General features: G+C 75.2%; 16 protein-coding genes. 4 read left to right on the plus strand and 12 right to left on the minus strand.

Translation table 11 applies throughout. From position 1 onward, the window contains the following. Positions 1–117 precede the first annotated feature (117 nt). The gene (locus ACZ6O2_RS23015; RefSeq protein WP_350712201.1) at positions 118–279 is read left to right on the plus strand and encodes a hypothetical protein; all 162 of its coding nucleotides are present in this window, start codon (positions 118–120) and stop codon (positions 277–279) included. 4 nt (positions 280–283) lie between these two features. Here the strand turns inward: ACZ6O2_RS23015 and ACZ6O2_RS23020 are convergent, their stop codons facing one another. The 9 genes from ACZ6O2_RS23020 to ACZ6O2_RS23060 all read right to left on the minus strand — a co-directional run bounded on the left by ACZ6O2_RS23020 (position 284) and on the right by ACZ6O2_RS23060 (position 7826). After that, positions 284–817, minus strand: coding sequence for a GNAT family N-acetyltransferase (locus ACZ6O2_RS23020; RefSeq protein ID WP_350712200.1), 534 nt, complete (start codon positions 815–817; stop codon positions 284–286). A 64-nt stretch (positions 818–881) separates the two neighbouring features. Further along, on the minus strand, positions 882–1253 hold the full coding sequence (locus ACZ6O2_RS23025) for a hypothetical protein (RefSeq protein ID WP_466024209.1): 372 nt from the start codon (positions 1251–1253) through the stop codon (positions 882–884). 59 nt (positions 1254–1312) lie between these two features. Then, on the minus strand, positions 1313–1606 hold the full coding sequence (locus tag ACZ6O2_RS23030; RefSeq protein ID WP_350712198.1) for a DUF6510 family protein: 294 nt from the start codon (positions 1604–1606) through the stop codon (positions 1313–1315). 20 nt (positions 1607–1626) lie between these two features. Next, positions 1627–2361 carry a ferredoxin reductase gene (locus tag ACZ6O2_RS23035; protein ID WP_466024210.1) on the minus strand — a complete coding sequence of 245 codons (735 nt, stop codon included), beginning with the start codon at positions 2359–2361 and terminating at the stop codon, positions 1627–1629. After that, complete coding sequence (locus ACZ6O2_RS23040; protein WP_350712238.1) at positions 2358–2948, minus strand: sulfite oxidase-like oxidoreductase; 591 nt, start codon at positions 2946–2948, stop codon at positions 2358–2360. Before ACZ6O2_RS23040 ends, ACZ6O2_RS23035 begins: the two co-directional genes overlap by 4 nt. A gap of 80 nt (positions 2949–3028) precedes the next feature. Continuing rightward, the gene (locus ACZ6O2_RS23045; protein ID WP_466024211.1) at positions 3029–4048 is read right to left on the minus strand and encodes a TerC/Alx family metal homeostasis membrane protein; all 1020 of its coding nucleotides are present in this window, start codon (positions 4046–4048) and stop codon (positions 3029–3031) included. Positions 4049–4285: 237 nt separating this feature from the next. Continuing rightward, a complete protein-coding gene (locus ACZ6O2_RS23050; RefSeq protein WP_466024212.1) occupies positions 4286–5491 on the minus strand; it encodes a DUF418 domain-containing protein in 1206 nt (401 codons plus the stop codon). Between the two features lie 174 nt (positions 5492–5665). Beyond that, entirely contained in the window at positions 5666–6655 is a 990-nt protein-coding gene (locus ACZ6O2_RS23055) for a glycosyltransferase family 9 protein (RefSeq protein ID WP_466024213.1), read from the minus strand. Next, positions 6648–7826, minus strand: a complete 1179-nt coding sequence (locus ACZ6O2_RS23060) for a glycosyltransferase (RefSeq protein WP_466024214.1) — start codon at positions 7824–7826, stop codon at positions 6648–6650. Before ACZ6O2_RS23060 ends, ACZ6O2_RS23055 begins: the two co-directional genes overlap by 8 nt. Positions 7827–7899: 73 nt before the next feature. Here ACZ6O2_RS23060 and ACZ6O2_RS23065 point away from each other — a divergent pair, with 73 nt between their 5' ends. After that, entirely contained in the window at positions 7900–9066 is a 1167-nt protein-coding gene (locus ACZ6O2_RS23065; RefSeq protein WP_466024215.1) for a CaiB/BaiF CoA transferase family protein, read from the plus strand. A gap of 104 nt (positions 9067–9170) precedes the next feature. Here the strand turns inward: ACZ6O2_RS23065 and ACZ6O2_RS23070 are convergent, their stop codons facing one another. Continuing rightward, the gene (locus ACZ6O2_RS23070; RefSeq protein WP_350712191.1) at positions 9171–9581 is read right to left on the minus strand and encodes a DUF2267 domain-containing protein; all 411 of its coding nucleotides are present in this window, start codon (positions 9579–9581) and stop codon (positions 9171–9173) included. A gap of 154 nt (positions 9582–9735) precedes the next feature. Between ACZ6O2_RS23070 and ACZ6O2_RS23075 the strand changes: the two genes are divergently transcribed. Together ACZ6O2_RS23075 and ACZ6O2_RS23080 are read left to right on the plus strand one after the other, a co-directional pair. Further along, positions 9736–10005 carry a DUF2795 domain-containing protein gene (locus ACZ6O2_RS23075; protein ID WP_350712190.1) on the plus strand — a complete coding sequence of 90 codons (270 nt, stop codon included), beginning with the start codon at positions 9736–9738 and terminating at the stop codon, positions 10003–10005. Between the two features lie 52 nt (positions 10006–10057). Continuing rightward, on the plus strand, positions 10058–10714 hold the full coding sequence (locus tag ACZ6O2_RS23080; RefSeq protein ID WP_350712189.1) for a DUF1345 domain-containing protein: 657 nt from the start codon (positions 10058–10060) through the stop codon (positions 10712–10714). Positions 10715–10937: 223 nt separating this feature from the next. On the opposite strand, the gene ACZ6O2_RS23085 is transcribed toward ACZ6O2_RS23080, so the two are convergent. Together ACZ6O2_RS23085 and ACZ6O2_RS23090 are read right to left on the minus strand one after the other, a co-directional pair. Beyond that, positions 10938–11597: a hypothetical protein gene (locus ACZ6O2_RS23085; protein ID WP_466024216.1), complete on the minus strand. Its 660-nt coding sequence runs from the start codon at positions 11595–11597 to the stop codon at positions 10938–10940. 42 nt (positions 11598–11639) lie between these two features. Further along, the gene (locus tag ACZ6O2_RS23090; RefSeq protein WP_466024217.1) at positions 11640–12611 is read right to left on the minus strand and encodes a pirin family protein; all 972 of its coding nucleotides are present in this window, start codon (positions 12609–12611) and stop codon (positions 11640–11642) included. Positions 12612–12841 lie beyond the last annotated feature (230 nt).

A 12841-nucleotide genomic window follows, 5' to 3' on the forward strand; every position in this document is an offset into this window, starting at 1 on the left:
GCCCGCCAGACCGACGACATGGGCACGCGGACGTCGGATCACCCGGGCCGGGTGGGTTCGTCTCACCCGGCCCGGACGCACGGTGGTGGTCCACGACGGCGATGGGAGGACTGCGCCATGAGCATGCCGATGTCCAACGACCAGCGGCAGCCGATCTACCTGCGGCAGAGCGGCCGGAAACACCTCACGCCCCGGCAGCGGCGGCGCGTCGAGCACAAGCAGGGACGGATCGAGCGCCTCGGCGGTCAGCGCCCCGAGGCGCGCCGGCCCGGGCGCTGACCGCCTACGGCCCGGCCGGGGCCGGGGCGGTGATCGCCCACCGCTCGTGGTCGCGCCACGCCCCGTCGATGAACAGGTACTCGGGTGAGTAGCCCTCCAGCCGGAAGCCGAGCCGGCGGGCCACCCGGCGGGACGGCTCGTTGCCCGGCTGGATGTTCGCCTCCAGCCGGTGCAGGCCGAGCGTGTCGAAGGCGTGCGCGACCACCAGGCCGATGCCGGCCGAGGCGTGCCCGGTGCCGCTGTACGGCAGGAAGGCGGCGTAGCCCAGGTACCCGCCGCGCAGCGCGCCCATGAGGATCCCGCTGATGTTCACGTACCCGGCGATGGCGCCCGAGGCCCGGTCGCAGATCAGGTAGCCGGCGTGGTCCCGCCGCCGGATCTTGGCCAGGTACGCGGCGTACCTCGTCGGGTCGTCGGGGGCGGAGAGCCAGGGGTGGTGCAGGTCCCGGCTGCGCCGGGCCGCCGCGACGAACTCGGCCTCGTCGGCGGGCCGGGGTCGGCGGATGCCGACCGGCCCGGCGGTACGCAGGTATCTCACGGCGGACAACTGTCGCCGTCCCCACCGGCGATGTCCAGCGGATTGCGCCTGATCGCGCCGCGAGTCACCCGCCGTCGGTGCGCTCGACGGTGTAGTGGATGGTCTGGGCGACGATCCAGCCCTGCTCGATCAGGAACGAGTCCGCCCCGTCGCGGACCCGCACGCCCTCGGCGTCCGCCGTCCACTCCAGGAACGCCATCCGGCCCTCGACCAGCTTGTTCGTGTACGCGTACCCGCCGCCGGGCAGCTCCTCCTCCAGCCAGCGCGCCAGCTCCCGGACCCCGGCGTGCCCCCGGAACACGCCCCGGCGCTCCAGCACCACGCAGGACGGGGACACGTTGCGCGCCAGGTCCTCCGCGAACCGGTGCTCGGCGGCCAGCCGCAGGTGGTCCTCGAACACCTCCCGCGCCGACCGCGCCCGCAGGGCCTCGTCCACCGCCCCACCTCCGCCCGTCCCGGCTGCCGGGCCCGCCCCGCCCCCGTCCGGTCCCGCCGTCACAGCGGGCCCGGGTGCGGCTGGTCCAGCGGCATCGGCACCTGGAGGAAGGTTGCCCCGCGCAGATCCAGCCAGGCCCGGTCGGGCGAGCGGACCAGCCGCAACATCACCTCGGCGCAGTTCGGGCAGCGGGCCACCAGGCCGGGCGCGTGCGAGTAGACGCGCAGGTTGGCCAGCGGGCCGAGCGTGCCGCAGTGCGCGCACCGCCCGCTGGCGGCGCTCAGGTCGACGGCGAACAGCTCCCGCAGCGGGCCGTCGAGCATGTTGCCGTCCAGGTACGACAGCTCGGTCATCGGACACTCCTCCTCGACGCTCAGCCGGTCGGGCCGAACCGCTCGGTCTTCACCCGCCGGCTCGCGTGGCCGAGCCCGACGAGCAGGTCCGCCACGGTCTCCACGAAGCCGGTCGGGCCGCAGACGTAGCAGAGCGGCTCCAACTCGGGCGGCCAGCCGTGGCTGCTGACGTCGGCCGGGCCGATCCGGTGCGGCTCCCCCCGCCAGCCCTCCGGCGCCTGGCGGGTGTACACGTACGTCACGTCCAGGCCCCGGTCGTCGCGGACGCGGGCGCGCAGCTCGTCGGCGTAGAACACGTCGGCGGGGGTGCGCACCGAGTAGAGCAGCCGGAACGGCGCGCGACTGTCGGCGGCGCGGCGCGCCCGCACCATCGCCATCAGCGGCACCACGCCCGAGCCGCCGGCCACCAGCAGCACCGGTGCGGCCTCCTCCGGCCGCCAGACGAACCAGCCGCCGACCGGGCCGCGCACCTCCACCGGGTCGCCCTGGGCGTAGACGTCGACGAGGTACGGCGACACCTCGCCGTCGGGCAGTCGCTGCACGGTCAGCGCGATCCGGTCCCCGTCGGCCGGTCCGGCCAGCGAGTACGACCGCGCCGCCTGGTACCCGTCGGGGGCGGTCAGCCGCACGTCGACGTGCTGCCCGGGCAGGTGCCCCGGCCAGCCGGGCACCTCCAGCACCAGCGTGTGCGCGGTCGGCGTCTCCACCCGGCGCTCGGCGAGCCGGGCCACCCGCCACCGCAGCGGGGCGGTCAATCGCCCTGGTACCGCTGCTCACGCCACGGGTCACCGTAGTCGTGATAGCCGGCGGTCTCCCAGAATCCGGGCTGGTCCTCCGTGGTGAGCCGGATGCCGCGCACCCACTTGGCGGACTTCCAGAAGTACAGGTGCGGCACGAGCAGCCGGGCGGGGCCGCCGTGCTCGGCCGGCAGGGGGCCGCCGTCGTACGAGTGCGCCACCCAGGCCCGCCCGCCGCGCAGGTCGGCCAGCGGCAGGTTGGTGGTGTAGCCGCCGTACGAGTGGGCCTGCGCGTAGTGCGCGCCGGTGTCGATGCCCTCCAGCAGCGTGTCCAGGGAGACGCCCTGCCAGTCGGTGTCGCGCTTCGACCAGCGGGTGACGCAGTGGATGTCCACCGTCGGGGTCTCCTGGGGCAGCGCCATCAGCTCGTCCCAGGTCCAGCGAAACTCCACGCCGGACTCGGTGGAGATGAGAAACTCCCAGGTCTCCAGCGGCACCTTGGGCGTCGGGCCGGCGGAGAGGACCGGGAAGTCCTCCGTCAGGTACTGCCCCGGCGGCAGGGCCGGCTCCGCGGAGCGGGGCCGACCCTGGAAGCCCGGTGACACGATTCCCACCCGTCAGTCGTACCACCCGGGGCGGGTCGGGCAGGCGCGGTCGGCCGGAACGGCACCACGGCGGGTGACGCTCAGCGCCGCTCGACCACCACTTCCTTCCTGCCCGGCGCGGCGCCGCGGGTGGCCCGCAGGCTGGTGAGCGTGACGACCACCAGGACGCCGATGATGACGCCCAGCGAGGCGAGGGTGGGGATCTCCGGCACGCCCGCCCAGATGCCGTGCGCCCAGTGCAGGCCCAGCTTGACGCCGATGAACGCCAGGATGATCGCCAGACCGTAGCTGAGGTGGACCAGCCGGCTGAGCGCGGCGTGCAGCACGAAGTAGAGCGCGCGCAGCCCCAGCAGGGCGAACGCGTTGGTGGCGAAGACCAGGTACGGGTCCTCGGTGATGCCGTAGACGGCGGGCACCGAGTCGACGGCGAAGACCACGTCGGTGACGAGCAGGGCGACCACCACGAGGGCGAACGGGGTGAGCGTCCGCCGTCCGGCGAGGCGCACGGTCATCTTCGTGCCGTGGTAGTCCTCGGTGACCGGCATGAACCTGCGCAGCAGCTTCACCGAGCGCATCTTGTTGATGTCGACTTCCTGCTCGTGCCCGGAGAGGGCGTCACGCAGCAGCTTCACGGCGGTGACGATCAGGATGACCGCGAAGAGCAGGAAGGCGAAGTCCAGGGTCTGCAGGGCCGCCGCGCCGAGGGCGATGAAGACCGCGCGCAGCACCAGCGCCCCGACGATGCCGTAGAGCAGCACCCGCTGGGCGAGCACCGCCGGCACCGCGAACGCGGCCAGCAGCAGCATGAAGACGAACAGGTTGTCGACCGAGAGCGACTTCTCCACCAGGTAACCGGTGAGGTACTCCACGCCCTGCTCGGAGCCGTAGCGGGACCAGACCCACGCGCCGAAGGCGAGCGGCAGGGCGATGTAGAACGCCGACCAGCCCAGCGCCTCCCGGATCGACACCTCGTGCGGCCGGCGGGTGACCAGGAAGTCCAGCACCAGCAGGGCGAGCACGGCGGCGATGGTGACGCCCCACAGCGTGGGAGTGCCGATCGAGTGGATCTCGGTGACGGCAAGGTACGGCAAATCGGACATGGAGCCTCCTCGAACACCCTGTCATGTTCGAGGTCTCCTTCACCCACCGTTTGTGGGCAACCACCCGAGGCGTGCTCCGGGCACGCCGTACTGACCGGGATGGTTCGTGGGAAGTACTCCCCTCGTGGCGACAAGGTTATGGCAGGCTCGGCGGGCGCGGCAAACGGGGCACACGGGATCACGCGCGCCCTGTCGAGCGGGCACGCGGGATCACGCGCCCGGCGCCCGCACCGCCGGTCAGCCGGCCGGCAGCCGGCGCAGGGCCGCCTTCTGGATGGCCTCCAGCGGACCCTGCCCGAATCGGCGCAGGCACCAGCGGGCCCCGGCGGCCAGGGTCAGCCCGACGGCCGCCCAGAGCCCCAGCACCCACCACGGCGACGCGTCCTGCCAGGCCCGGGCCAGGCCGAGACCCCACCCGTAGCAGACCAACACGCACAGCACGTTCTGCGCGACGTAGCAGGACAGGGCGGTCCGCCCCACCGCCGTCAGCCCGGCGGTGACCGGCCCGGGCCGACGGACCCGGTCCAGCAGCACCCCGGCCAGACCGAGGTAGCCCAGCGCCAGCACCGGCGCGCACACGTACCGGTCGAGCAGGAAGAACTCCGGCCCGGCGAGAGTGGTGGCCGCGTTGAACGGCAACCCGACACCGAGGCCCACGGCGAGCAGCCGGCGCCGCAGGGCCCGTCCCCGGGCGTCCGGGTCGAACGCGCCCGCCCGCAACAGCCGGACGCCGAGCAGGAACAGGAAGACCAGCAGGGCGAAGCTGACGATCGGCTCGGCGCGCAGGGCCAGCCAGTTGTCCAGGCGGAACGCCACCTGGTCGGACCAGCTTCCGGCCGTGAACACCCGGGCGTCGGCGGCGGGGCCGGCCGACGCGGTCGGCGGGGCGGTCGCCAGGGCCAGGGTGAGCAGCACCATCAGCGCCACGTGCAGGGCGCCGGCGGCGTACAGCACCGCCCGCTGGACCCGCTCGGCACGGGCGAGCAGCCATGCCACCAGCAGCGCGACGACCGCGTACCCCATCAGGACGTCGAAGGCGAAGACGAGGGCGAAGTGCAGGGTGCCCTCGACGAACAGCAGCAGGGCACGCCACCCGTACCGGCCGGGCCAGGACCGCCCCCTGGCGACGGCCGAGCGGTGCTGGATGGCCAGGCCGACGCCGAACAGGATGGTCAGCAGCGCGAGGAACTTGCCGTTGGCGAGAAAGCGGAACGTACCCTCGACGACGGCGGCGACCGGTTCCGCCCCGCCGACGGAGGCCGCCGAGATCGCCGTGGCGTCGGTGAGGAACCGGGCCTCCGCGCCGGGGGTGGCGAAGAGCCACACGTTGGTGGCGAGGGTGCCGAGGATCGCCACCCCGCGCAGCACGTCCGGCAGCGGCAGGCGGCGGGGCACGGCGCCGGGATCGATGGGTGCGGTCGTCGGCGCGGCGTTCGTCGTCACCCTTCCACCGTCGCAGCGCAGTCGGAGCCGGGCGTCGTGCCGGCCGCCGAGATCCGCGTCCCGCTTTCGATGTACGTCGGGGGCGCCCTTCGACGGACCCCACCCGCCGCTACCACGGCCTGACCAGTGGGAACGGCGGTCCGGCCGGTCGCCCCCACAGACGGGCGACGGCGGTCAGCGGGCGGCGACGGCAGCGAGCACGGCGGCCACGTCGAGGTCGGCCATGCACGCCGGGCCCGCCGCGTCGAGCGGGCAACGCGCCTCCCACCAGCACGGCTGCTCCGTGATGGCGGTGGGGCGCCGGTGCGGGCACCCCGGCAACCCCTGAAGGTCCGTGCCGCCCATCCCGTACCGCCGGGCGTCGGTGGGGCCGAACAGCGCGACCGTCGTGGCGCCGGCGGCGGAGGCGAGCCGCACCGGCCCGGTGTCGGGCCCGACCACCACCCCACCGCGCCGGCCCACCGCGGCGAACTGGCCGGCGAGCGTGGGCAGGTCGGACCGGGGCAGCGGCACCCCGAGCGGCGCGTCGGGGTCGACGGGGCCGACCGTGAGCACCGGGTGACCGCGCCGAGCCAGCTCCCCGGCCAGGGCCCGCCAGTGCCGCCCGGGCCACCGCTTCACCGCCATCCCGACCTCGGTCACCAGCACCACGGGCGGCGCGAGCGGCTCCCCCACCAACCGGGCCACCGCCCGCTCCCCGGCGCGACGCGCGTCGTCGTCGACGTGCACACGCGGGCGGGCGGACCGGTCGGCGGCGTCCAGCAGCCCCTCGGCGTGCAGGATCTCCAGGTAGCGCGCGCCCACCGGCTGGTGCGGTGGCGGGCCACGCCACAGGTTCGTCACCGCCCGCGCGGCGACGGCCTCCAGCAGCTCCGCGATGCCGTCGTAGCGGGTGGTGCTGACCGCCAGGTCCGGCCGCGCCGCCGCGAGCGCCTCGACCACCGCCTCCCGTTCCGCGCCCGGCCGGCCGTGGCGGGGAGTGCGCACCTCGGCGACCGCCGGGTCGGCGCGCACCAGCTCCGCCCCCGGGTCGTGGGTGAGCACCCGCAGCCGCGCGCCCGGATTGCGGCGGGCCAGGCCGTGCACCGCCGGCAGCAGCATCAGCAGGTCGCCGATCCCGCCGAGCAGGTCCACCACCAGGATGTCCGCGTACGCCTCAGGCACCGGCCCGCCCCAGCGTCCGCGCGTAGAGGTCGCGGTGCGCGGCGGCGACCCTCGGCCAGGAGTACGCGGCGGCGAAGGCCCGCCCCCGCTCGGCGAGCCTGCGGCGCAACACCGGATCGGCCAGCAGCCTGCCCACGGTGCGCGCGATGGCGGCGCTGTCCCGGCGCCGCCCGATCACCGCCACCGCCCCGCCCCGGCGCAGCTCGTCGTCGGCGGAGTCGGGCACCGTCACCGCCGTCGGCACGCCGTGCGCCAGCGCGGCGAGCAGGGCGCCGCTCTTCGTGGTCACCCCGGCGGTGAACGGCAGCACCGCCACGTCGGCGGCGTGCAGCGCGGCGGAGACCCGCTCGGCAGGCAGGTGCCCGGTGAACGTCACCGCCTCGGCCACCCCGCACCGGCGGGCCAGCCCGGTCAGCTCGTCGCGGAACGCCCGCGCCTCCTGCTCCGGCAACGCCTGCGAGGTGAACCCTCCCACCACCAGCAGCCGCAGTTCGGGGTGGTCGCGCCGCAGGTCGGGCAGCGCCTCGACCAGGTGCCGCAGCCCCTTCACAGGGTGCACGAAGCCGAAGAAGGCCAGCAGCGGGGCGCCCTCGGGCAGACCCAGCTCGGCCCGCAGATGCCGGCCGGCGGTGGCCGCGCCGACGTGGTCGGCGACGTTCGGGGCGATCGGGATGTGCGTCGGGGCGCGACCGGTGCGCGCGCGGACCACGTCCCCGTGGCCGGGGTTCGTGACGATGACCGCAGCGCTGGCCGGCACCAGCCGGCCCGACTCCCGGTCCCAGCAGCGGGCCCGCTCCGCCGCCGACCAGAGCCGGCCCGGCAGCCAGCCGGGGCAGGCCCACCACCCGTACTCGTGCAGGGTGGTGACCAGCGGCACCCGCCGGGGCAACCGCCACGGCAGCAGGCCGGGCTGACCGGAGAACCGGTACGCCGACGGCGCGAACTGCACGTGCACCACGTCGGGGGCCAACTCGCGGACCCGGCGCGCGGCCCGGACGGTGGCGGCCCGCCAGCGGCCCCCGTCCTCGTCGGGACGCACCGGCACCGGGGTCACCTCGACGTCCACGTCGTCCAGCGCCTCGATCAGGTGCGCCACGTAGTCGCTGACGCCGTCGGCGTCGGGCCGGCCGGGACCGTGCAGCATGGCCACCCTGATCCGGTCGTCGACCACGCCACCTCCCGCCTGTCGCCCGGCGGGTTCCCGGCCCCTTACGGCGCAAACGCGCAGCGCCTATCGTGTGCCGATGACCGACGACGTGCCGGCCGGCCCGCTGGCCGGCGTACGGGTGGTCGAGCTGGCCGGCATCGGGCCCGGCCCGTTCGCCGCGATGATGCTGGCCGACCTCGGCGCGGACGTGGTCCGGGTGGACCGGGCCACCGACGTGGACCCTGGTGCGTTCGGCAGCCCGCACCCGGACCTGCTCAACCGGGGGCGCCGCTCGATCGGGGTGGACCTGAAGTCCCCCGGTGGCCGGGAGGTGGTGCTGGCCCTGGTCGGCGGCGCCGACGCGCTGATCGAGGGTTTCCGGCCGGGGGTGACCGAGCGGCTCGGTGTCGGCCCGGCGGACTGCCTGGCGGTGAACCCGCGACTGGTCTACGGGCGGATGACCGGCTGGGGGCAGGACGGCCCCGCCGCCCCGTACGCCGGACACGACATCGGCTACGTGGCACTGACCGGGGCGCTGCACGGGATCGGGCGGCCCGGGGAGCGCCCGGTGCCGCCGATGAACCTGCTCGGCGACTTCGGCGGCGGCGGGATGATGCTCGCCCTCGGCCTGGTCTCGGCCCTGTACGCGGTGCGCGGCGGCGCGCGCGGCCAGGTGGTCGACGCGGCCATCGTGGACGGCGTGGCGGTGCTCAGCACCCAGATCCACGCGCTGCGCCGGCTGGGCATGTGGCAGGACCAGCGTGGGGTGAACCTGCTCGACGGCGGCGCCCCGTTCTACGACACGTACGAGTGCGCGGACGGCCGCCATCTGGCCGTCGGCGCGCTGGAGCCGCAGTTCTACGACGAGTTGGTCCGGCGCAGCGGCTTCCCGCTGCACCCGGACGAGGCACTGGACCGCACCGACCCGGCGAACTGGCCGGCGCTGCGCCGGGCGTGGGCGCGTCTGTTCCGCACCCGGTCCCGGGACGAGTGGACGGCGCTGCTGGGCCAGTCGGACGCCTGCGTGGCGCCGGTGCTGGACTGGCGGGAGGCGCCCGAGCACCCGCACCTGGCCTCCCGGCGCACCTTCGTGGAGCGGGACGGGGTCACCCAGCCGGCCCCGGCGCCCCGCTTCTCCGGCACGCCGACGGCGCTGCGCCGGCCGCCGCCGCAGCCCGGCGAGCACACCGACGCGCTGCTGGCCGAGGCGGGCTTCGAACCGGGCCGCGTCGCCGCCCTGCGCGCCGCCGGAGCAGTCGCCTGACCGCCGCCGGTCGTGCCGGGGCGGTCAGGGTGGGTCGCACCCCGACGTCCGACCGCCGTGCCGGGTCGCGGGACGGACGGTCGGCGGGCAGGTGGCCGGCCCGGTCAGGAGCGGCGCAGGGTGGCGCCGGGAGCCATCGCGGGTTCCACCAGAATCCGGTAGTCGCGCGGCAACTGGGTGGCCACGTCGTCGAACTCGCCGCCGGTGATCGCCTCGCGGAGCGTGATGAAGACCGCGCGGGCGGCGTCCCTGGCCGCCGACTCGTCGATGCCGGCCCGCACGGCGACCCGCGCGACGAACTCGGCCGCACCGAACCGGTCCGCCGACTCCGTGCGCGGCCTCGGCTTCATCACCACCTGCAACGGCTTGGGCAGCTGCGCCGCCAGGTCCAGCACCTCCCCACCGGTCAGCCGATCGGCGAGAGTCTCCAGCGTGGCCCGGGTCAGCGCCACCGCCTGCTCGGAGGACATGTGGGTGCGCCGGGCGACCTGGTCGACGAAGGTGTCGTAGTTCATCCGTGGCTCCTTCCGCGCCTGCGTCGGCTGCGCGTACCCGGTGCCCCGGCCGGGAAACGGCGGCGGATTTCCCCGCCGGACGGCGCGTGACGGGCCGCCGGGCGGGTAACCGCCGCCGGTCGTGACCGGATCGATGCCCGGAGGAGCCGACACCATGGCGAGTTACGCCGACGTGCTGCAGTACCTGTCGAGCCTGGACTACCCGGCCGGGAAGGACGACGTGGTACGCGAGGCCGAACGCGAGGGCGCCCCGCCGGAAGTGTTGCAGGCCCTGCGGGCCCTGCCACCGGTCGACTACGCCAACGGCAACGAGGTGGCCCGCTCCGCACACATCGACGCCGCGCCAGAGGTCGGCCCGTCCCAGCGGGCGGCGCAGGCCCGGGAGCGGCACCAGCGGGTCTCGCAGCACCTGCGCGGCATCTGAGCCTTGCCCACGCCTCGGCTGACCGGCGGCGGCGCCTGCGAGGGCGGGACCGGTGGGTGACGGTGCGCGGCCGTACGGGCACACCCCGGCCGCCCTCCAGCTCACCGTGATGGGCGTGGTCGGGCTGCTGGCCGGCGGCCTCACCGCCCTGACGGCCTCGCTGGAGCTCGCCCCCCTGGTCGGCTGGGACGCTGCCGCGCTGAGCTGGCTGGTGCTGGTGTGGCACAAGGTGTGGCCGATGGACGCGGGCCGGACGGCCCAGCTGGCGGTGTACGAGGACCCGAACCGGGCGGCCCGCGACACCCTGCTGCTCGTCGCCTGCCTGACCAGCCTGCTGGCGGTCGGCGTCGTGGTGACCCGCGCCCACCAGGGGCCCGCCACGACCCTCTGGAACGTCTACAGCGGGCTGGGCGTGCTCAGCGTGCTGCTGTCCTGGCTGGTGGTGCACACCGTGTTCGCCGCCCGGTACGCGCGGATCTACTACACCGGGCCGGACGGCGGGGTGGACTTCAACCAGCCGGAGCCGCCGCAATACTCCGACTTCGCCTACCTGGCGTTCACCGTGGGGGCGACCTTCCAGGTCTCCGACACAGCGCTCACCTGCAACGAGATGCGCCGGACGGTGCTGCGGCACTCGATGCTGTCGTACCTGTTCGGGGCGTTCGTCATCGCGGTGACGGTGAACCTGCTGGCCGGCCTGGCCAGGTGAGCGGGGTAGCAGCCGGACAGGCCGGGCGCCCCGGCCGCGAACCGCGAACCAGGGCGCCACGCAGAACCTGACCGACGGTCGACGAGGCCCGAACCGGGCCGCGACCACCAGGCGGTTGATGCACGCCCGAACCGGGCGGTCATCACTGCCGAGATCATCATACGATGCGCCATCCCCCGTTTGGAGGATTATCGGCGAACTGTGGGCCAGCGCACCCGGCGCGTCAGGGGGTCAGCTCCGCGTACCGCTGCTCCAGGTCGACCCGGGCCAGCGCCCCGACCAGCCAGGCGAGCCGCTCGGACTCGCCGCTGCCGGCCAGCCCCGCGAGGTCGTCGGCGGAGCGTCCCAGCCCCAGCCGGCGGGCCGCGACCAGCGCCCTGCGGTCGGCCACCGGCGCCACCTCCCGCCACAGCGCCTGCGCCTCGCGTAGGAACAGGTCGGCCACGGCGGCGTCCACGCCGGGCAGCTCGGTGAGCAGCTCGCGCTCCCGGGCCGGGTCGTGGTGCGCCACCGCGCGCAGCCGGCGCAGGTCGCCCCGGTAGCACTCGACGACGGCCCGGGCCAGGTCGCCCAGGGTGTCGGCGAGCGCGTCGACGTCGCCGCGCTGGCCGTTGTCGCGCAGCACGCGCACCCGGTCGGCATGCAGCGAGCGGGCCAGCCGGGCGGCGCTGTCCCAGCCCGCCTCGGGCAGCGCGTGCGCGGTGTCCAGGGCGCGCCGGAAGTCGCCGCGCCGGGCCAGCAGCACGGCGAGGCAGAGCACCTGGAACAGGCTCGACGGGTTGTTCGTGACCCGGAAGCCGTACTGCTCCGCGAAGCCCCGCCCGCTGCCGGCGAGCCGGCGCACCAGTCGCTTCTTGTCCTCAATGCGGGAGATGGTCGGCATGCCGGCGACTACCCATGTCGGGCCCGGCCACGCCTGCCGGGGTCAGCCGAGGACGCCGCCGCTGCGGTCGCGCGCCTTGAGCCGGGTGGTGGGCAGTGCCGGGGCGGGCAGCGGCGGGGCCGGGTCGTCGGCGACGACGCCGAAGCGCCGCCCGGCCATCCAGTCCTCCCGGGCGGCGGCGACCTCCTCGTGCGAGCGGCCGACGAAGTTCCACCACATCACCAGTGGCTCCTCGAAGGGCGCCCCGCCGAGCAGCAGGAGGCGGCTGCCCACCTCGCCGGTCAGGGTGAGCCCGTCCCGGCCGGTGCCGAGGTAGAGCAGCGCCCCGGGGGCGAGCGACACACCGTCGACCTCGACGGCGCCGGACATGGCCAGCAGCGCGTACTCGAAGTCGCGCCGCAGCGGCAGCGTGGCCGGCGCGGCCCCACGCACCTCGAGCTGCGCGCCGAGCAGCGGGGTGTGCGTCACGGCCGGCGACCGCTCGCCCGCCAGCTCGCCGACCAGCAGCGTGACGTCCAGCTCGCCGTCGCGCCAGCGGGGCAGGTCGGCGTGGTGGGCGAAGTCGGCCGCACCGGCGCGGGCCGGGTCCGGCAGCGCCACCCAGAGCTGCACGCCGTGCATCAGCGGCGGATGCCGATCGGGCGACCGTTCGGAGTGCGCGATGCCGTGCCCGGAGGTCATCACGTTGAGCTGACCGGGGCGGATGGGCTGCACGTTGCCGAGGCTGTCCCGGTGCAGGATCTCCCCGTCCAGCAGCCATGTCACCGTCTGGAGGCCGGTGTGCGGGTGTGGCGGCACCTCCATGCCGGGCCGCTCGGCCACGTCGTCCGGGCCGAAGTGGTCCACGAAGCACCAGGCCCCGACCATCCGCCGCTGGCGCTGCGGCAACAGCCGCCGCACCGTCGTGTAGCGGCCCAGCGGCACGTCGTGGCCCGGCAGCAGGACGCTGCCGGGATCGGCCGTGGCCACGCCGGGCGGGCGGGTCTGCGCAGGCATTCTCTCGGTACGCTCCACCAGCCCGACTGTACGCCCGGCACCGTGCCGGCTCCGGACGACCACGACCCTGGCCCCGACGCGGCCGTCCGCCCCGATGCGAGGACGCCGCTGGCCGGTACCCCGTGCGGGGTACCGGCCAGCGGCGTCATGCGCCTGTGTGTCAGTTGTTCCAGTGCTTGGCGACGAGGTCGGCGGCCTGCTGTTCCCACTGGGCGTAGTGGTCGGGGTACGCCGACACCTGCACGGTC

This window comes from Micromonospora sp. NPDC048040 (assembly GCF_055587185.1).

Excerpts from the sequence above, each read along its gene's own strand:
- ACZ6O2_RS23030 (WP_350712198.1), bottom strand. The coding sequence starts at position 1,606 with ATGACCGAGCTGTCGTACCTGGACGGCAACATGCTCGACGGCCCGCTG.
- ACZ6O2_RS23075 (WP_350712190.1), top strand. The coding sequence starts at position 9,736 with ATGGCGAGTTACGCCGACGTGCTGCAGTACCTGTCGAGCCTGGACTAC.
- ACZ6O2_RS23085 (WP_466024216.1), bottom strand. The coding sequence starts at position 11,597 with ATGCCGACCATCTCCCGCATTGAGGACAAGAAGCGACTGGTGCGCCGG.
- ACZ6O2_RS23065 (WP_466024215.1), top strand. The coding sequence starts at position 7,900 with ATGACCGACGACGTGCCGGCCGGCCCGCTGGCCGGCGTACGGGTGGTC.
- ACZ6O2_RS23015 (WP_350712201.1), top strand. The coding sequence starts at position 118 with ATGAGCATGCCGATGTCCAACGACCAGCGGCAGCCGATCTACCTGCGG.
- ACZ6O2_RS23045 (WP_466024211.1), bottom strand. The coding sequence starts at position 4,048 with ATGTCCGATTTGCCGTACCTTGCCGTCACCGAGATCCACTCGATCGGC.
- ACZ6O2_RS23070 (WP_350712191.1), bottom strand. The coding sequence starts at position 9,581 with ATGAACTACGACACCTTCGTCGACCAGGTCGCCCGGCGCACCCACATG.